A 17,780-nucleotide genomic window follows, 5' to 3' on the forward strand; every position below is an offset into this window, starting at 1 on the left:
ATTTCTCGGCCGTAGGGCGGGTTATGCGAAACGCGAAAATCGTCTGTACGCTCGGTCCATCCTCCTTCGACCGAGAGACGATCCGTGGTCTCGCCGACGCTGGAATGAGCGTCGCACGGATGAACGCGAGCCACGGAACCGTCGAACACCGGTCGGAGGTCATCGACAGCATTCGCGCTGTCGACGACACGACCGAAGAACCGCTCGCGGCCATGCTCGACCTGCAGGGGCCCGAAGTACGAACCGCTCCCATCGACGACGACATCTATCTCGAAACGGGAAGTGAAGTCCGATTCTATGAGGGTGACGACGCCGCTCCCGACGCGGTCGGCCTCTCGTATTCTATCTCCGCTGCAGAACCGGGTGCGAGGGTCCTCCTCGACGACGGCCGCATCGAAGCGACCGTCGAGCGCGTCGAAGACGACTCCGTCTACGCGAAGATTGTCTCCGGCGGCCAACTCGGCGCTCGCAAAGGTGTGAACGTCCCCGGTGTCGACCTCGACATCGACCTCATCACCGACAGCGACTACGAGAACCTGAAACTCGCCGCCGAGAAGGAAGTCGACTTCGTCGCCGCCTCGTTCATCCGCGACGCCGTCGACGTGTACACCATCAGCGACACGCTCGAAGAACTCGGCGCTGACATCCCCATCATCGCCAAAATCGAGCGCGTGGGCGCGGTCAACAACCTCGACGAGATTATCGAGGCCGCCCACGGCGTGATGGTCGCCCGCGGTGACCTCGGTGTCGAGTGCCCGCTCGAAGAGGTCCCTATTATCCAGAAACGGACCATCCGAAAGGCACAGGCCGCCGGTGTGCCGGTCATCACCGCAACCGAGATGCTCGACTCGATGGTTCGTTCGCGCCGCCCCACTCGCGCCGAAGCCTCCGACGTTGCGAACGCCGTCCTCGACGGAACTGACGCCGTGATGCTCTCTGGCGAGACAGCCGTTGGTGACCACCCCGTCCGCGTCGTCGAGACGATGTCCCGCATCGTCAAAGAGATCGAGGCCAGTCCCGAGTACGCCGAGAGCCAAGAACAGCGCGTCCCGACCGCCGCCGACAACTCCCGAACTGAGGCGCTCGCCCGCTCCGCTCGCTACCTCGCACGCGACGTGAACGCCGCCGCCGTCGTCGCCGTTACCGAATCCGGGTACACGGCGCGGAAGACGGCGAAGTTCCGGCCCGGTGTTCCGGTCGTCGCCGTCACTCCGAACGACCGAACCCGACGCCAACTCTCCCTCTCGTGGGGCGTCTCCGCCGAGTACTCCGACTACAGTACCAGCGTCGAGAGCGTGATGGACGACGCCGTCACGGCCGCGCTCGACGCCGGCGTCGCCGAGTCCGGTGACACCATCGTCGTTCTCTCCGGGATGATGACGGAACTCGAAGGGACGAACACGACGAACATGCTCAAGGTCCACGTCGCCGCCGAGTCCGTCGCCAACGGCCGGAAAGTGGTCGGCGGCCGCATCGCCGGGCCAGTCTACCGGACCAGCGACGGCGACCTCTCGAAGGTCCCGGAAGGCGCGATTCTCTCGCTCGCCGCCGACTTCGACGGCGAGTTCGACGGTGACGCTGCGAAACTCGCTGGCATCGTCGATGCCCGTGCTGGGATGACGGGCTACCCCGCGCTCGTCGCCCGCGAACTCGACATTCCGATGATTTCCGGCGCGCCGCTCCCGCGGGAGATTTCCGACGGGACGATGGTGACGCTCCACGCGGAACGCGGCATCGTCTACGAGGGCGACGTCATCGGCTTCGACCGCACCGAGCGGAACTAGTGCGGTAGCCCTTTCCGACCGTACTCCCTAGAGAATCACAATGGCACGTACCCCTCGTTCCGAGGCTGACGACGACGGCGACTGGCGATTCGGCGTCGACGAGGTCGGCCCAGATGGGATTATCGAAGACCAGCAACCGGAGCAAGAACCCATCGAACCGGGGTCGCCGAGCGCTGAGAACGTCCTGTTCGTCGTCCTCGGCGTTCTCCTCGCGGTCGGACTGCTCCTCGCAGTCATCTTCCCGAACGCCATCTGACGGGGGCGAACACGAGTTCCCTCTGACAAGGCTGAACACAAACCCCATCTGACGGGGCCGAACGACCCCGACAAAGCCACCTTCACGCGGAGTATTCTGGAGTCGGATTTCCGATTTTGATAACCGGGCCTTTTGATTTATATCCTCGCGGTTGGAATCGCCGTCAACCCCAACCGGGCATACGACATGAGTTACGCAGTCCGCACCCCCTCGCTACTCGTCGCCGTGATGGTCCTCGTCGCGTCGCTCTTGGCTCCAGTCTCCCTCGCTGCGGCCGAAGAGCCGAGCGCGTCGTTCGAGAACGATGTCACGACCGTCACCCGCGGTGACGAAGTCGAGATTACTGTCTCGCACTCCGAGTCCGGCACCCTCCACATCGGCGGTGACGATTACGGCTACCACCTGATGGTCAACCTCTCCGGTTCGGGAACGACCACCGTCACCATCGACACGTACAATTCGACCGCCAACAACACGTCCGCCTACGTCAGCGGCGGGAGTGCCACTCTTACCACGGCCCAGCTCGACGAGCCACTCGAACCTTCGACGTACGTGATGAACGTGACCATCGGTGGTGTCGAGCGGGCAATCGGACAACTCAAAGTGACCCCCCGCGGCAACACGTCCGCACAGACCCACGTCGCCCCGAAAGCCATCAACGACTCCGAAGACGGGCTGACGAGCGAATCGATTCCGGGGTCGATTACGGAGCGACAAATGGTCGCACAGGGCGACTACGCCGTCATCAAACTCAACGAGAGCGGTCTGGAGTCGGCACTGAACACCAGTGATGTCTCGGGTGGAGCGGCTGCCAACGGCATTGAAATCTCGATGAACCAGCTCGAAGTGCGTCCGAATCACGAACAACAGTCGTTCCTCGCAACACCGGAAAACGGGACGACCGTCGTCGAAGACTTCGAAAACGACATTGTGTACCTCGTCTGGGACACGTCCGAACTCCCCATCGAGGGCGACACTGAGGAGTACGAGGTCACGGTGACACTCGAAGGCGAGCACAACGACCTCGTCGAAGACGACACCATCACCGCTCGGTCGCGCGTCAACCTCGTCGAGCCAACCGTCTCCATCGACGTCCACAACGAGACGACCTACCCGTGGGAGGCGCTGCAGGTGAACGTCACCGGCGAAACGACGCTCGCGCCCAACACTGTCCTCGAAGTGCGTGCTCGTGCGCCTGGCCAACCATTCTTGAAGCTCGTCCCGGTCACGGTGACCGAGAACGGAACGCTGCGGAAGAACCTCACCTTCGCGCCGGAATCCCGTGGCCTCACGTTCCCGCTGTGGATTCGCGGAAACGACCGCAACCTCCGCGACCAGACCGAGACGACGATGCGCTTCCTCGAATCCGACGCCGGGATGCGCTTTGTCGACCAGGAGACCGACGGAACATTCGTCACCGTCAGCGAAGTGACGCTCTCTGTCGGCGGGTTCGTTCGCGTCGAGACGGCGGACGAAGAACCGCTCGGAACCAGCGCCTACCTTCCCCCAGGAAGCCACGAGAACGTCATCGTCGAGTTCGACCGGCGTCAGTTGGCCGACGGTGAACTGCTCGCCGTCGCCCACACCGACCAGAACCGCGACGAGAACTTCTCCGTGAGCGACGACCCGCCGTACCGGACCAACGGCACGAACGGAAGCATCGTCGCCGACGACGCGATGGTTCGCCTCGAACCCGGTGCGAAGACGCCGACCGCCCAACCGACGGCGACCCAGACCGACGCGCCGGCGGTACAGGAGACCGTGACCCAGACGAAAACGGCCTACCCCGTCACCGAGCGAACGCCGCTAGCGCCCTCGGAGTCGGAGACGAACACGGGAATTCCGTTCTCGCCCGGTCTCGTGGTCGTCGCGCTCGTCGTCGCGGGCCTCCTTGCGAGGAGTCGCCAATGAACGAATCCATGTCACCCAGCAAGCTATCCAGACGGAACGGACGCATCGAACCCGGTCGCCGCGATGGCGTCTGGGCGAGCAATCGTAGCAGTGCGGTCAGCCGAACCGAGTGTCGTCGCCCGTATCGAGGTCCGCTCGGAGTGGCCGACCACACTGACCGTGACAACGACGAGGTGACTCACTGATGGCGAGACTTGTCGAACTCGGCGCGAAGCAGTTCGTTCGCTTCCTCTCTGACCTCTGGACGCAGCGAAACTGGCAGACGAAGATACAACCGCGCGGCGAAGGCCGCTTCCTCGTGCAGGGACAGCGCGCCGACGGGACGAAAGGCATGATGTTGGTCCTCCCGGACGCAGAAGCCGTCGTCTCCAAGGACCACGTTCGCGGCTTCGTCGCGCACGCGAAAAAGCGGCAGATAGATGTCGTCGTCGTCGCCACGCAAGGCGAGTACGCAGACGAGGTTCGCGGCCTCGCGACGAACCACGACGTGAAACTGCTTGACCGCGACGAACTCGGAGAGACCGTCGAAAACGAGGCCATGGAGGAGTCGGTCAAGCAGTACACCGACGGCGACGTGTACGAGACGGCGGAAGTCGAGTTCGGACTCCCGTTCGACCTTCCCGAACCCATCGAAAACGCGCTCGAATCGCTCCCGTTAGACGCGATTCGCGAGCGACTCGGCGACCTCGGTGGCGGAAGCGATGGCGGCGGTTCCGGTGGCAGTTCCGGCGGCGGGTCGCTACGCGACCGTCTGCCCTCCTCGCTCGACGACCTCAAATCCGGGTCGCCACCGAGCGTCCGCGTCGTCGTTGTCGCCGTCCTTCTTCTCGTGCTCGCGCTCGGGTCGGTGGCCGCCCTCGGTCCCGCGGTCAACGGGTCCGGCAGTTCGGGTGGCCCGGACGGCGTCGCGCTCTCCGCGCTCTCGACGGCATCATCGTCGTCCGCGGATATGACCGCCCGCTGGAACGCCCAGACGACATCGTCGATAACAGTCGGAAACAACACCTACACCGCACCGGACGGCGAGCAGTTCGTCGTCGTCGCCCTCAACGTCACTAATCAGAGGACGTCACCGGGGTCGCTTCCGCAATCGGCGGTCGTCTTCGAGTCCGACAGCGTTCGCTACAGCCACCAGCCACTTCAGAACGTGAGTTCGTTCAGTGGCGGCCTCTTCGCGCCCAACGAGTCGAAGACGGTCTGGACCATCTACACCGTCCCGGAGGACACGACTACAGGAACCCTCGTCGTCCAACCAACTGCCGAAGACACCGTCGCGTTCGTGTACGACGACTCCCTCCCAGCAGAACCGCAGACCGAATCGTAAACTGGCCGTTGATTTCCCCGACGCAGTTCACACATCTCGACCCTCAACCCTTAATCGGGCCACGTCCCTAGACCCACTATGGCATACCCGCCGTTTCCGTTGCAGTCTGGTCTCGTCGGACCCGAGACGCTCCCGTTGCTCTTGGTCCTCGCCGGACTGGGCCTCTCACTCGCCGAAGCGATAGTGCCCGGTGCACACTTCGTCGTCGTCGGCGTCGCCCTCCTCGCTGCGGGCCTCGTCGGCCTGCTCCTCCCCCCGCTTGCGGCGCCGTTCGTCCTCGGACTCCTCGTGTTCGCGTTCGGCGGCCTCGCACTGTACGGCTACCGCGAACTCGACATCTACGGGGGCAAAGGCGAGAGTCGGACGAGCGATTCTGCCTCGCTGACTGGGAAGACCGGCCGTGTGACAGAGCGCGTCACGCCGACGAGCGGCGAGGTAAAACTCGACGAAGGCGGGTTCAACCCCTTCTACGCCGCCCGCTCGGTCCACGGCGAACTCGAAGTTGGAAGCGAAGTCGTCGTCGTCGACCCCGGCGGCGGGAACGTCGTGACCGTCGAAGGGCTCGACCTCGGGCAAGACGAAATCGACCGCGAACTCGCCAGAGAGCGCCTTCGGCGGGCCGAAGAGAAAGAAAAAGAGCGGGAATCGGAACGCGAAGGCGCAGAAGAAGTCTAACCGACAGCCCGCGACAGTATCGGGCGTCTCGATTTTCGATTCGCCCTTCGCCCCCAGAGGTACCGAAACCGTCAGACGTGGGGGCTCTGCCACACGAATACTTATCACATGGCCAACCCTAGACCGGGGTATGGACCTACTTGCCCTCCAGGCGGGGCTTGGATTGGGGAGTGTCGCTATTGGCCTCTTCGTCCTCGCACTCGCCATCGTGACGGTGCACCAGATGGTCGAAATCGTAGACGCCTACGAGAAGAAGGCCCTCACCGTCTTCGGTGAGTACCGGCGTCTGCTCGAACCGGGTATCAACTTCATCCCGCCGTTCGTCTCGCGGACGTACGCGTTCGACATGCGTACCCAGACGCTGGACGTGCCGCGGCAGGAAGCAATCACCCGCGACAACTCGCCGGTGACCGCCGACGCCGTCGTCTACATCAAAGTCATGGACGCCAAGAAGGCGTTCCTCGAAGTCGACGACTACAAGCGCGCCGTCTCGAACCTCGCCCAGACGACGCTTCGCGCCGTGCTCGGCGACATGGAACTCGACGACACGCTCAACAAGCGACAGGAAATCAACGCCCGCATCCGCAAGGAACTCGACGAACCAACCGACGAGTGGGGTGTTCGCGTCGAGTCCGTCGAAGTCCGCGAAGTCAACCCAAGCGCCGACGTGCAGCAGGCGATGGAGCAACAGACCTCCGCCGAGCGCCGTCGCCGCGCCATGATTCTCGAAGCGCAGGGTGAGCGCCGCTCCGCCGTCGAGAAGGCACAAGGTGAAAAGCAGTCGAACATCATCCGCGCACAAGGTGAAAAGCAGTCGCAGATTCTCGAAGCGCAGGGTGACGCCATCTCGACGGTCCTCCGTGCGAAATCCGCCGAGTCGATGGGCGAACGCGCTATCATCGACAAAGGCATGGAGACGCTCGAACGCATCGGTCAGGGCGAATCGACGACGTTCGTCCTCCCGCAGGAACTCACGTCGCTGCTCGGCCGCTACGGCAAGGGCCTGACCGGTTCCGACGTGAAAGACGCCGAAAGCCTCTCCAGCCTCGAATTCGACGAGGAGACCCGCGAACTCATCGGACTCGACGACATCGAAGAGATACTCGGCCAAATCGACCAAGCGGCCGAGATGGACGTCGAGCAACTCGAGCAGGAAGCCGAGGCCATCAAGGCGGGTGCCGAGGTGAACACCATCAAGTCGCCCGACGAGGTCATCGCCGAGGCCGACAAGGAAGACGAACAGGACATCAAACCCGCAGACGAAGTCGTCGCGGAAGCCGACGAGTCCACGGCCTCGTCGAACTCGGAGAGCGCTGACGGCGGCGACGAGGATGACGAGGACGAGACGGGCGACGCGATGGAGTTCGAGAAAGACCTCGAATAGTCACTCCCGCACACGTCGTTCCACACAGACCAGTCACTATAACTGACCATCATAATTTCAGACGGATGAAATGCCGAAGCGCTTTTCTTCCGTCCACCTCCTATTTCGGGTAGATGTCGAACCGTCGGATAGATGAAGACAAGCGTGCCACGCTTCGTCGCTTCGCCGCGCTTGGGGCCGCGACACCACTCGTCGGCCTCGGTGGCGGTACTGACGACGATGGCACGTCGAAGTCGAGCGACGCACGCGATGCGATTGTCGGGTACGTCGCGGCCACGCCGGGCGCGCACTTCTCGAAGGTTCGAGACGACCTGAAACTCGGGACCGGCGAGACGCAGTACCACCTCCGGAACCTCGTCGACGACGGAACCCTCGACGTACGACGCGACGGCGACTACAAGCGGTTCTTCCCCGCTGGCCGGTTCTCCGAGTACGAGCAGGTCGCCCTCGGCTACCTCCGCCGCGACACGCCGCGCGGCATGCTCATTCTCCTCCTCCGCAACCCCGACGCGACGGGGAGTAAACTCGCCGACTCGCTCGGCGTCTCACGGGCGACGGTGAGCACCTACGCGAAGGAACTCGATTCGGTTGGCCTCCTCTCGCGTGAGGATGGCTACGCGGTCCGCGAACCCGAGACGGTCATCACGCTCTTGATTCGGTACGCCGACTCGTTCGGCACCGACGCCGCGGCGTTCGCAAACGACGCCGCCGGGTTCATTCGATTCGACCCCTGAGAAGGGAACTGACGTTTTTAGCGCGCGCTGTCCGGCGAGCGATGCAACTCCGCAGTCGTCGATGTGACTCCGCGAGTACTGGGTGAAAACGAACGAAACAGGTGGAGACGGCGGCGTCAGCGGGGGCGTGGGCTAGGAGGCGCTCAGAGGGTGACTTTCCACGTCGTGCCCGAGGAGTAGCCCCACTTTTCGATGTTCACGTCGAAGTTACCATCGAGAAGCGGGCGCATGTTGGCACCGACCTCCTTCGCCGAGAGACCAAGGTCGTCGGCGATGAGACGGGATTTGAAGTACGTCTTCGTGTCCGCGTTGCGGCGGAGGTACTGGAGGATTCGGTGTTGTTTCTCCGAGAGGTCGACAGACACCTCGGAAACCTCGGCGTCGACGGAAGTCGTCGTGGCGGTCGTGCTCATACCTACAAAGAGGGGCGTTCCGCCTATCAGGGGTTTGGTACAGGAGGTTAACACGTCGCCGCCTGTCGATTAGACGGTGATAGGTGGGCCACCGACGGGGTGTGTGACCCAACGCAGGTACAGTCGGCTAACACCCAGAGACACCGAATAGTCCATTCAGACATTCAGTATCCGGGAGGGAAGGCAGAAAATACATACGCCGATAGCGGCCATAGGACGGTAATGGGTCGCCCGACAGATGGGCGCTCGGCCATCGCCACACAGGCCGGCGTCGACGTGAGTGTCGTCCTCCCCGCGTACAACGAGGAGCGGACCATCGAAAACACCGTTCGCGTCACCCTCCAGACGCTCGAATCGTTCCTCCCCGCAGATACCTTCGAGGTCATCGTCGCCGAAGACGGGTGTGACGACCGCACGCCCGAGATTGCCGACCGGATGGCAGACGAAGACTCGCGCGTGCGGCATTTCCACAGCGACACGCGACTCGGCCGCGGCGGCGCGCTCGAACACGCGTTCGCCGCCGCGAACGGCGACACGCTCGTCTACTTCGATACGGACCTCGCGACGGATATGCGGCACCTCGAATCGCTCGTCGAACACGTCCGCACGGGCGAGTACGACGTTGCAACCGGGTCGCGGTGGATGCCAGAGAACGTCGCCGACCGCCCGGTCAAACGCGGCTTCCCGAGTCAGGTCTACAACGGACTCGTTCGATTCGTCCTCCGTTCTGACCTCCGCGACCACCAGTGCGGGTTCAAAGCGTTCAGCAGGCAGGCGTTCGAGACGCTCCGCGACGACGTGGAAGACGAACACTGGTTTTGGGACACAGAAATGCTCGTCCGCGCCCAGCGCACTGGCTTCCGCGTCGCCGAGTTCCCCGTCGATTGGGAACCGAAAGGCGACACGAAAGTCGACCTCGTCCGCGACATCCTCGGGATGGGAAGCCAGATTCTCCGGACGTGGTGGCAACTGTCGGTTCGGCCGCGCATCACCCGCCGGGTGACTATCGTCTCCGGGTTGCTCTTGACGTTCGTCGCGGTGGCGCTGATGACGCTGTACATCGACCCCTCGGAGGTCCTGAGCGTCCTCAGCGACGCTGACCCGACGCTCGTGGCGGCCGCAGCGGCGATTTACGTCCTGTCGTGGCCACTTCGCGGCCTCCGCTACGGCGACATCCTCAGCGAACTCGGCTACCACGAGAAGACGGACTTCCTCACGGGGGCGATATTCATCAGTCAGACCGGGAACCTCGTCTTCCCGGCCCGCGCCGGTGATGCGGTGCGCGCGTACGTGGTGAAGGCCCGACGCGGCATCCCGTACCCGTCCGGATTCGCGTCGCTCGCCGTCGAGCGCGTCTTCGACCTGCTCACCATCGCCGGTCTCGCGGGCGTCGTGCTCGTCGGACTCGCCGCCACCGGCGGCCTCACAGACATCGCGTCGGTGCTTGCGACCGGTGTGAGCGGCGGCAACGTGGACGTGTCGGCCGCCGACGTGCGCACCGTGGCCTACGTCGCTACGGGCGTTGGCGTCGTCGCCATCGCTGGGGTGCTCGGTATCGCCCTGTCGGCCCGCGCCGACAGCAACCTCGTTCGCGCCGTCGTCGGCCGGTTCTCCTCGGACTCGTACGTCGAGTACGTCGCGGGCGTCATCGAGCAGTTCGTCTCCGACCTCCAGGCCGTCGCCGGGAACCGCGCCGCGTTCGGCCGCGTCGGCATGTCGAGCCTCGCAATCTGGACAATTGACGTGGTGACTGCTGTGGTCGTCCTCATCGCGCTCGGCGTCGATATCGACCCCACCGTCCTCGTCGGCGTCTCCTTTTTCGCCGTGAGCGTCGGCAACCTCGCGAAGGTCCTTCCCCTGTCGCCGGGCGGCGTCGGTCTCTACGAAATCGCGTTCACCGTCTTCATGGCCGCGCTCGCGCCCGTCACCCCCGCGATGGCGCTCGCGGCCGCCGTCCTCGACCACGCGGTGAAAAACGCCGTCACCATCGTCGGCGGTGTCGCCTCAATGCTCTCGCTCAACGTCTCGCTGACGACGGCCGTCGAAGAGAGTGCGGACGTCCGCGAGCGGGAACTCGCCGAATCAGAGTAGGCAGAAAACCAGCAGCGTCCCTCAGTGGGGAGACAAAAACTCAGAGCGTCCCTCAGTAGAGCGGCGGAAAACAACGCGTCCTCAGTAGAGGTCGCAGTGAAACGGCGCGAGCGCGGCCGTCACGGCCGACTGCAACGCGTCCGTTCGGGTGACTTGGCCGCCGGTGAACACGCCCGCGGCACCTTCGTTTTTCGCGATATCTTCGGTTCCGAGGACGTCGTCCATCACCGGCCCGAGTTCTTCGCCGTCGTGAATTCGGTCGGCGATTCGGTCGGGGAGGAGGAAACTCGGCCCCGCGCCGTGGCCGACGCGCGTGCCGTCGGTGGCGGCGGCCCACATGACCAGATAGAGGTCACCCTCGCCTCCAACGACCGCGGCGTCGTTCGAAAACGAGGCGACGCCGCCCTCGATACCGACGCCGAAGTCGTACTCACCGGTCCCGAAGACGCGTTCAGCGCGTGTGACCGCACCCGTGAGCGTTTCGTCGTGGCCGACTGGTTGCTCGGAGACGCCCGAATCGACGGCAACCGCCGCCACGCGGGCCTCCGGGTAGGCGCGCTCGACGGCGCGTCGCTTCACCGGATTTCCGCTTCCAACTGCGATATCCATATCAGCAGGCGTCCGTGGAGTCATATCGCTCCATCGGATTCTGTCTCCGCAGACGGTTTCCACGGTGTCGGCAGGTCGGCGTCGGGGTGGAACAGTCGAACGAGGTGGTCGACACCACCGACGAGCGCGGGACTCGGCTGATTGAGAAGCGAGTCGTCGACGGCGTGAACTGCCGCATCGAGGTTCCAGCCGCGGGCTTCGAACGCGTCTGGGTCGCCTCGTTCGCCTTTTCCACAGGGATGAAGCACGACGTGGTCGGGGTCTGCGGCGGCCACCTCGTCACCAGTCACCTCGCGGGAGCGCTCGCCCGCATCGACGAGCGAGTACGACCCACCTGCTGCGCGAACGACGTCCGGAACCCAGTTTCCGGCCGCCATCGGTGGGTCTGCCCACTCCTCGCAGTAGACTTCTGGGGCGTCGCAGTCAGCGAGAGCGTCTTCGACGCGGGCGAGATGCTGGCGGCAGTCGTCAGCGAGGCGTGCTCCGGCATCGGCGTCGCCCGCGGCCGCGCAGACGCGTGCGAAGGTGTCGAACACCTCGTCGAGCGTCGCCGGTTCGACGTGGTTGACTTCGTACCCGTGGTCGCGGACCGCCGCCGCGACATCCGCCTGAAGCGGGTCACAGGTACAGACGATATCCGGGTCGACCGCATCGAGTCGGTCCAACTCGGGGTTCAACCACCCGCCGACGAGTGGCCGGTCAAGAAAACAGTGTGCGGTGACACCGACGACTCGGGAGGCGAGTCCGGCCGCGTCCAGAATCGCCGTTGCGCTCGGAGCCAACGAGACGACGCGCGGTGGAGAACCTGTGTGCATAGAGCGCAAACGTTCCTCCGAGAAAAATATGTATCGCGTCCGGCGTCTGGGGTCGGAAACGGACTTTGACTGGGATGTGACAAGATGATACTCAAAACTGATAATGTTAGACATACATTTATACGGGACAATTACCGCCGCTACTCTATGGACGAGTACACAAGGAACACGGCAAACTACTGGGATACAGCCATATCCACGGGGGGGCGTGCTCAGTCCGTCGGTATCAGGGTACTACCAGAATCAGTTAACTACCATCGGAAAGCTGCGCTTTTTCAAGTTATCGACCGGGTACTCGCGAACCAATCGATAAAGGTAGACGGATGTGAGGTGTTGGATGCCGGCTGTGGGACTGGTATCTACTCCGAATTCTATATAGAGAACGGTGCCTCGGTTACTGGCGTCGATTTATCTGACGAAGCAATCCGCGATGTGGGAGAGAGGTTGCCCGGAGAGTACTATCAGTCGAGCCTCGATGAGTTACCATTCGAGAACGATTCGTTCGACCTCGTTCACTCGTTTTCTGTACTGTACCATATTATCGTCGACGACGAGTGGGAACAGAGCCTCAAGGAATTGGTGAGGGTCTGTAAACCGGGTGGCCTCTTAGTTCTACGAATCGAATGGCGCGATGAGACGGTTCGGCGTTCAAAGCACGTGAAACACAGAGCGCGCGAGAGATATATCGAAGTGATGGACGAAGCAGGATGCAGTTTAGTCGAGACTAATACGTTCGACGACGTGGTTCCGTTCCGGTCTATCTTCTCTCTCCTAAACCGGTTGTCGTTGGACTCCTCTGCAGAGTTGTTTGGTGAGATAGTTGGAAAAGCCGGACTCTTCGCCGAGAATCCGAATCAGCGCGTAGTCGTCTTCCGCGTCCCCAACCGATAAACGAACAGCAGTCTCGTTCGGTTCAGTGAGAAACCCCTCTCCAACCATTTACCCGCCAACCGATTTCTAACGAGTGAGACCAGAATGTCGGAGGGGAAATTGGTGTGTGAGGCGTCTACACAGAAAAATTGTGGACAACCGGAGGGCGATACCAAACCATTTATGCGTTCGTCTGCGGTCGTACGTGTTACGGACCGCCTCCGGGCTTCTAGCCGAGTCTACACCCCCTTCCGGAGCACCCGCCGTCGTAGCCATGAGTGAACGAATTTGGACCCGAAACCCTGGCGCACAGAAGCAGAAACAGAAACAGCGAGGCCGACGACAGAGCCAAGAGGAAGAAGAGACCACCAAGGGCGACACGCTCAAGTGTCCCGAGTGTGGCGGCCACGTCGTCACCGACGACGAACACGGTGAGACCGTCTGTGACGACTGTGGTCTCGTCGTCACCGCCGACTCCGTCGACCGCGGCCCCGAGTGGCGTGCGTTCGACGCCCGCGAGAAGGACGAAAAATCCCGCGTCGGTGCCCCGACGACGAACACGATGCACGACAAGGGGCTTTCGACCAACATCGACTGGCGTGACCGCGACGCGTACGGGAACTCGCTCGGCGCGCGCCAGCGCCAGAAGATGCAGCGCCTCCGCAAGTGGAACGAGCGCTTCCGCACCCGCGACTCCAAGGAGCGTAACCTGAAGCAGGCGCTCGGCGAAATCGACCGCATGGCCTCCGCGCTCGGGCTTCCCGAAAACGTCCGCGAGACGGCATCTGTCATCTACCGCCGCGCGCTCGACGACGACCTGCTCCCCGGCCGCTCCATCGAGGGTGTCGCTACCTCGTGTACCTACGCCGCCGCTCGTATGGCTGGCGTCCCCCGCTCGCTCGACGAGATTGCGGAAGTCTCGCGTGTCGAGAAGAGCGAAGTCGCCCGCACCTACCGCTACATCGCCCGCGAACTCTCGCTCGAAGTCAAGCCCGCCGACCCCGAGCAGTACGTTCCCCGATTCGCCAGCGAACTCGGCCTCTCCGACGAGTCGAAGATGCGCGCACGCAAACTCCTGAAGAACGCCAAGGAAAAGGGCGTCCACTCGGGCAAGTCGCCGGTCGGCCTCGCCGCCGCCGCCGTCTACGCCGCCGCACTGCTCACCAACGAGAAGACGACGCAAGCCGCGGTCAGCGAAGTGGCCGATATCTCGGAAGTTACCATCCGCAACCGCTACCACGAACTCCTCGAAGCCGAGGAGAATCTGGGTCTCGTCTAACGAAGCAAACTCCGCGACGGCACTCGCAGACCGGTCGCGACATATTCTCGGTTCTTCGACCGCAGAGCGGCCGCACTGTCTCGACGATGGGACCAGCGTCGTCGATTGCACAGGGGAGAAACGTTTTGACGTGAGAGCGACACGTCCGTACGATGCGCACGGAACACGCCCTTCGCGTGGGCGACGCCGCCGACACCGGACTCGCCGACGGGAGCGTGGACCTCGTGGTCACCTCCCCACCATACCCAATGATAGAGATGTGGGATGACCTCTTTTCGGCCCGCGACGACGCCGTTGCCGAAGCTCTCGACGCTGGTGACGGCGAGGCGGCCTTCGAGGCCATGCACGAGCAACTCGACGCGGTGTGGGACGAACTCGAACGTGTTCTCACACCGGGTGGCCTCGCGTGTATCAACGTCGGTGACGCGACGCGCAGTCTCGATGGGTCGTTTCGATTGTACCCGAACCACGCGCGTATCCTCACGGCGCTGTCGGAGCGCGGACTGGAACCGCTTCCCGACGCCCTCTGGCGAAAGCCGACGAATCGGCTGACCAAGTTCATGGGGTCGGGGACGTTGCCGACGAACGCCTACGTCACGCTCGAACACGAGTACGTCCTTATCGTGCGCAAGGGCGATTCGCGCTCGTTCCCGCCGGGTGACGATGACCGCTACGAGAGCGCCTTCTTCTGGGAAGAGCGGAACGAGTGGTTTTCCGACCTCTGGGAGTTTACGGGAACCGAACAACGACTCGATTCGGGGACAAGAGAGCGCTCGGCGGCGTTCCCCGTGGAACTCCCGTTGCGACTGGTTCGAATGTACTCGGTGTACGGCGACACCGTCTACGACCCCTTCGTCGGGACCGGAACCACCACGCTCGCAGCGATGCTCGCCGGGCGCAACTCCGTCGGCTACGACCTCGACGCGAGCCTCGTGAGCGCGTTCGAAGACCGCCTTACAGACATCTGTGACCGCTCGCGTGCCGCGGTTGAAGCCCGACTCGACGACCACCGCGCATTCGTCGCCGAACGCGACGAGAAACCGGGGTACGACGCGACCTACTACGACTTCCCGGTCGTGACCAAACAGGAAAGAGACATCCGCCTGTACGCCGTCTCGACGGTCACGAAGACCGAATCGGGAGACGACCGCCGATTCGTCGTCGAACACGAACCAGTCGACGACACCGCAGCGACCGCCGGTGGACAGGCGGGGGAAGTCGTCGACGACTGACCGACCCGACGACCGATTGCGGACACGGACACCGATTTAGTGCCCGCCGACCCAGTGATGGGTATGGACCTCTCGTTCGACTCGTTCGTTCTCGCAGCGAGTACCGCCGACCTCGCCGACGAACCCGCCGCTAGAGCAGACGCGGACGCCGTCGAGTTTCGGATGGACCTCGCCCACGACCCGCTTTCGGCACTCGACGACTATGACGGCGACCTGCCGATTATCGCAACCAACCGCGCGGAGTGGGAAGGCGGCGAGGCAGACGGCGACGAAGTAGACCGCCTCGACGCTCTCGTTGCGGCCGCGAAGACCGACGCCGTCGTCACGGTGGACATCGAACTCGAAAGCCTCCACAGAGCGTCGGGCGTCGATGCTGCGACCCGCGCGCGCGCTCTCGACGTTGCCGTCATCGCTTCCGTCCACGACTTCGACCGGACGCCCGCACGGTCGGAGCTCACCCGCCTCCTGCACGAGGCGGCCACGCTCGGCGATGTCGGGAAACTCGCTGTCACCGCCACCAGCGAGGCGGACGCGCTTCGCCTGTTGGACGTGACGCGCGCGGCGACCGACTGGGGCGACACCGTCGCGACGATGGCGATGGGCGAGGCCGGGCGGCACACCCGCGCCGTCGCGCCAGTTTACGGGTCGAAAATCGGCTACGCGCCCGTCAACCCTGCGGACGCGACTGCGCCCGGACAGTACGACGCCGCGACGCTCCGAACCCTCGTCGACGAACTAGCCAGCAAACCGGACGTTTAAGACGGCAGACAACGACGGCCACGCACGATGGCCGATGCTCGTCGTCGCGCGCTCGTTGCCGCCCTCGTCGGCATTCTGGGCGCATCGCTCGGAATCGCCGGTGCAGGGCATGTCTACCTCCGGGAATGGCGACGCGCTATCGCGTGGTTTACGTTCGTCGTCGGGGCTGGTCTCGTCTTGCTCTCGGCGTTCGCCGACCCGGCGGCGGCGACACTCAGCGAACTGCCGACCGAGGTGACGGTCCCCATCATCGGACTTCTCTTCTTGAGCGCGCTCGACGCCTACCGAATTGGGATGCGTGGGCCGGGCCACCGCAACGACGACGGGCAACCAACGTGTCCCGCGTGCGGTGGCGGTCTCGACCGGAAGCTCGATTTCTGTCCGTGGTGTGCCGAAGAACTCGAATGGCACACAGAAAAGCCGTAAGTCGACTTACTTCTCGATGATGCTCTCTTCGACCGCTTCGCCGAAGTGCCGAGCGGTATCCTCGTAGTAGATGAGCACTTCGTCGCCGGGTTCGAGGTCCGTAACAGCAGTCCGGCCCTCCTTGGTGGGCACCTTGATGGTCTCTGCGTTCTGGAGGAGCGTCGCCACCCGGTCACCGTCGTAGTCGGCGACAACGCGGAACATCGGTCGTTTTTCTATCTTCACGCGCCCGACGATGGCCTCACGGGTTCGGCCGTTCGTATCGAGAATCTGCACCTCGTCGCCGCTTTCGAGTTCGGAGAGGTACGTTGTCCCGCCGTCCGGGGTTCGGGCGTACGCATGGACTGCACCGGCGTTCACTCTGAATGGCCGAGACGCGACGTACGGGGACTCCGCCGTCTCGGCGTGCACAAAGAAAAGGCCGCGAGCCATCGACCCGACGAGCATCCCCTCGTCGTGTTCCATGAGAGAGCCAGTGTCGACGCAGACTCGGTCGGCCATACCCGTGCGTTCGACTTCCTGTATCTCGGCCCAGACGAGGTCGAGCGACTCGCGCTCTGCTTCGTCACGGACCTCGACAGTCTTGCGAATCTCGTCGTAGTCGTCGCTGTCGAGGAGGACGCCGTCGGAACCGATTTCGAGCGTCTCGAAGGCCGTCTTTGCTTCCTCGGCCGTGGTGACGCCAGCGATGAGTTCGGTCTCCTCGCCGATGCGGGCGATGAGATTCTCAAGCGGGATGATAGTCCAGTCCTCGCCGACGACGATAGTGTGGTCACCATCGCGGGCGGCCTCTTCAGCGAACGATTCGTAGTCTTTGCTCAGGATACGGATGTACGCGCCGTTGGTGTGGTCGTCACTCCGGCGGAGCGTCGTCAGGTCGGCAGACCCAGAGAAGTCAGAGGGAAGGTCGACCGTCGCGTCGCCCTCACCGTCTTTACCGACGATGTAGGCGTCGGCGAGGGAGCCGCCGTCTTCGTCCTCTTCTGCTTCCATCACGTGGACATCCGCGTCGGTTCGGAACGCGGCAACCTTCACGTCACCGAGTTCGCGCACCTTCTCGACATCGCCCTCGTCAACGAGGACCCAGTCGACACCGACCTCGAGGCCCGCCGTGATGCGTCGCTTCCGCGTCTCCCAGTCGCCGACCGTATCGTCGGCCTTGAGCCAGACGCTGCGTGTCATTATCGACTCCACTCGGTGGTCAGGCTTGAACGTGGC

General features: G+C 63.5%; 18 protein-coding genes. 13 read left to right on the forward strand and 5 right to left on the reverse strand.

From position 1 onward, the window contains the following. Nucleotides 1–23: 23 nt before the first annotated feature. From pyk to ACH9L7_RS08930, 3 genes are all read left to right on the forward strand, one after another. Nucleotides 24–1,784, forward strand: coding sequence for a pyruvate kinase (gene pyk / locus ACH9L7_RS08920; protein ID WP_396610371.1), 1,761 nt, complete (start codon nucleotides 24–26; stop codon nucleotides 1,782–1,784). A gap of 40 nt (nucleotides 1,785–1,824) precedes the next feature. Beyond that, the gene (locus ACH9L7_RS08925; RefSeq protein ID WP_396610372.1) at nucleotides 1,825–2,040 is read left to right on the forward strand and encodes a hypothetical protein; all 216 of its coding nucleotides are present in this window, start codon (nucleotides 1,825–1,827) and stop codon (nucleotides 2,038–2,040) included. 186 nt (nucleotides 2,041–2,226) lie between these two features. Continuing rightward, on the forward strand, nucleotides 2,227–3,951 hold the full coding sequence (locus ACH9L7_RS08930; protein ID WP_396610373.1) for a hypothetical protein: 1,725 nt from the start codon (nucleotides 2,227–2,229) through the stop codon (nucleotides 3,949–3,951). A gap of 23 nt (nucleotides 3,952–3,974) precedes the next feature. Here ACH9L7_RS08930 and ACH9L7_RS08935 read toward each other — a convergent pair whose 3' ends face one another. Further along, entirely contained in the window at nucleotides 3,975–4,133 is a 159-nt protein-coding gene (locus ACH9L7_RS08935; protein ID WP_396610374.1) for a hypothetical protein, read from the reverse strand. Nucleotides 4,134–4,135: 2 nt separating this feature from the next. Between ACH9L7_RS08935 and ACH9L7_RS08940 the strand changes: the two genes are divergently transcribed. The 4 genes from ACH9L7_RS08940 to ACH9L7_RS08955 all read left to right on the forward strand — a co-directional run bounded on the left by ACH9L7_RS08940 (nucleotide 4,136) and on the right by ACH9L7_RS08955 (nucleotide 8,068). After that, a complete protein-coding gene (locus ACH9L7_RS08940) occupies nucleotides 4,136–5,275 on the forward strand; it encodes a restriction endonuclease (protein ID WP_396610375.1) in 1,140 nt (379 codons plus the stop codon). A gap of 78 nt (nucleotides 5,276–5,353) precedes the next feature. After that, nucleotides 5,354–5,950 carry an NfeD family protein gene (locus ACH9L7_RS08945; RefSeq protein ID WP_396610376.1) on the forward strand — a complete coding sequence of 199 codons (597 nt, stop codon included), beginning with the start codon at nucleotides 5,354–5,356 and terminating at the stop codon, nucleotides 5,948–5,950. 130 nt (nucleotides 5,951–6,080) lie between these two features. Further along, nucleotides 6,081–7,334 (forward strand): SPFH domain-containing protein, encoded by a 1,254-nt coding sequence (locus ACH9L7_RS08950; protein ID WP_396610377.1) that lies wholly within the window; start codon nucleotides 6,081–6,083, stop codon nucleotides 7,332–7,334. Between the two features lie 113 nt (nucleotides 7,335–7,447). Further along, entirely contained in the window at nucleotides 7,448–8,068 is a 621-nt protein-coding gene (locus ACH9L7_RS08955; RefSeq protein ID WP_396610378.1) for a winged helix-turn-helix transcriptional regulator, read from the forward strand. 143 nt (nucleotides 8,069–8,211) lie between these two features. On the opposite strand, the gene ACH9L7_RS08960 is transcribed toward ACH9L7_RS08955, so the two are convergent. Further along, nucleotides 8,212–8,481: a hypothetical protein gene (locus ACH9L7_RS08960; protein WP_396610379.1), complete on the reverse strand. Its 270-nt coding sequence runs from the start codon at nucleotides 8,479–8,481 to the stop codon at nucleotides 8,212–8,214. A 222-nt stretch (nucleotides 8,482–8,703) separates the two neighbouring features. Here ACH9L7_RS08960 and aglD point away from each other — a divergent pair, with 222 nt between their 5' ends. Further along, a complete protein-coding gene (gene aglD, locus ACH9L7_RS08965) occupies nucleotides 8,704–10,572 on the forward strand; it encodes a flippase domain-containing glycosyltransferase AglD (RefSeq protein WP_396610380.1) in 1,869 nt (622 codons plus the stop codon). Between the two features lie 81 nt (nucleotides 10,573–10,653). On the opposite strand, the gene yjjX is transcribed toward aglD, so the two are convergent. Together yjjX and ACH9L7_RS08975 are read right to left on the reverse strand one after the other, a co-directional pair. Next, nucleotides 10,654–11,181 (reverse strand): inosine/xanthosine triphosphatase, encoded by a 528-nt coding sequence (yjjX, locus tag ACH9L7_RS08970; RefSeq protein ID WP_396610381.1) that lies wholly within the window; start codon nucleotides 11,179–11,181, stop codon nucleotides 10,654–10,656. A 20-nt stretch (nucleotides 11,182–11,201) separates the two neighbouring features. Further along, nucleotides 11,202–11,996: a helical backbone metal receptor gene (locus ACH9L7_RS08975; RefSeq protein ID WP_396610382.1), complete on the reverse strand. Its 795-nt coding sequence runs from the start codon at nucleotides 11,994–11,996 to the stop codon at nucleotides 11,202–11,204. A gap of 147 nt (nucleotides 11,997–12,143) precedes the next feature. Between ACH9L7_RS08975 and ACH9L7_RS08980 the strand changes: the two genes are divergently transcribed. The 5 genes from ACH9L7_RS08980 to ACH9L7_RS09000 all read left to right on the forward strand — a co-directional run bounded on the left by ACH9L7_RS08980 (nucleotide 12,144) and on the right by ACH9L7_RS09000 (nucleotide 16,562). Continuing rightward, a complete protein-coding gene (locus ACH9L7_RS08980) occupies nucleotides 12,144–12,887 on the forward strand; it encodes a class I SAM-dependent methyltransferase (RefSeq protein WP_396610383.1) in 744 nt (247 codons plus the stop codon). Nucleotides 12,888–13,140: 253 nt separating this feature from the next. Then, nucleotides 13,141–14,145, forward strand: coding sequence for a transcription initiation factor IIB family protein (locus ACH9L7_RS08985; RefSeq protein WP_396610384.1), 1,005 nt, complete (start codon nucleotides 13,141–13,143; stop codon nucleotides 14,143–14,145). Between the two features lie 152 nt (nucleotides 14,146–14,297). Further along, entirely contained in the window at nucleotides 14,298–15,377 is a 1,080-nt protein-coding gene (locus tag ACH9L7_RS08990) for a DNA-methyltransferase (RefSeq protein ID WP_396610385.1), read from the forward strand. A 63-nt stretch (nucleotides 15,378–15,440) separates the two neighbouring features. Then, entirely contained in the window at nucleotides 15,441–16,136 is a 696-nt protein-coding gene (locus ACH9L7_RS08995) for a type I 3-dehydroquinate dehydratase (RefSeq protein WP_396610386.1), read from the forward strand. Nucleotides 16,137–16,163: 27 nt separating this feature from the next. Further along, entirely contained in the window at nucleotides 16,164–16,562 is a 399-nt protein-coding gene (locus tag ACH9L7_RS09000; RefSeq protein WP_396610387.1) for a zinc ribbon domain-containing protein, read from the forward strand. A 6-nt stretch (nucleotides 16,563–16,568) separates the two neighbouring features. On the opposite strand, the gene ACH9L7_RS09005 is transcribed toward ACH9L7_RS09000, so the two are convergent. Continuing rightward, the gene (locus ACH9L7_RS09005; protein WP_396610388.1) at nucleotides 16,569–17,744 is read right to left on the reverse strand and encodes a 3-dehydroquinate synthase II; all 1,176 of its coding nucleotides are present in this window, start codon (nucleotides 17,742–17,744) and stop codon (nucleotides 16,569–16,571) included. Nucleotides 17,745–17,780 lie beyond the last annotated feature (36 nt).

The sequence above is a fragment of the Haloferax sp. S1W genome, from assembly GCF_044593955.1.
Taxonomy (GTDB): domain Archaea; phylum Halobacteriota; class Halobacteria; order Halobacteriales; family Haloferacaceae; genus Haloferax.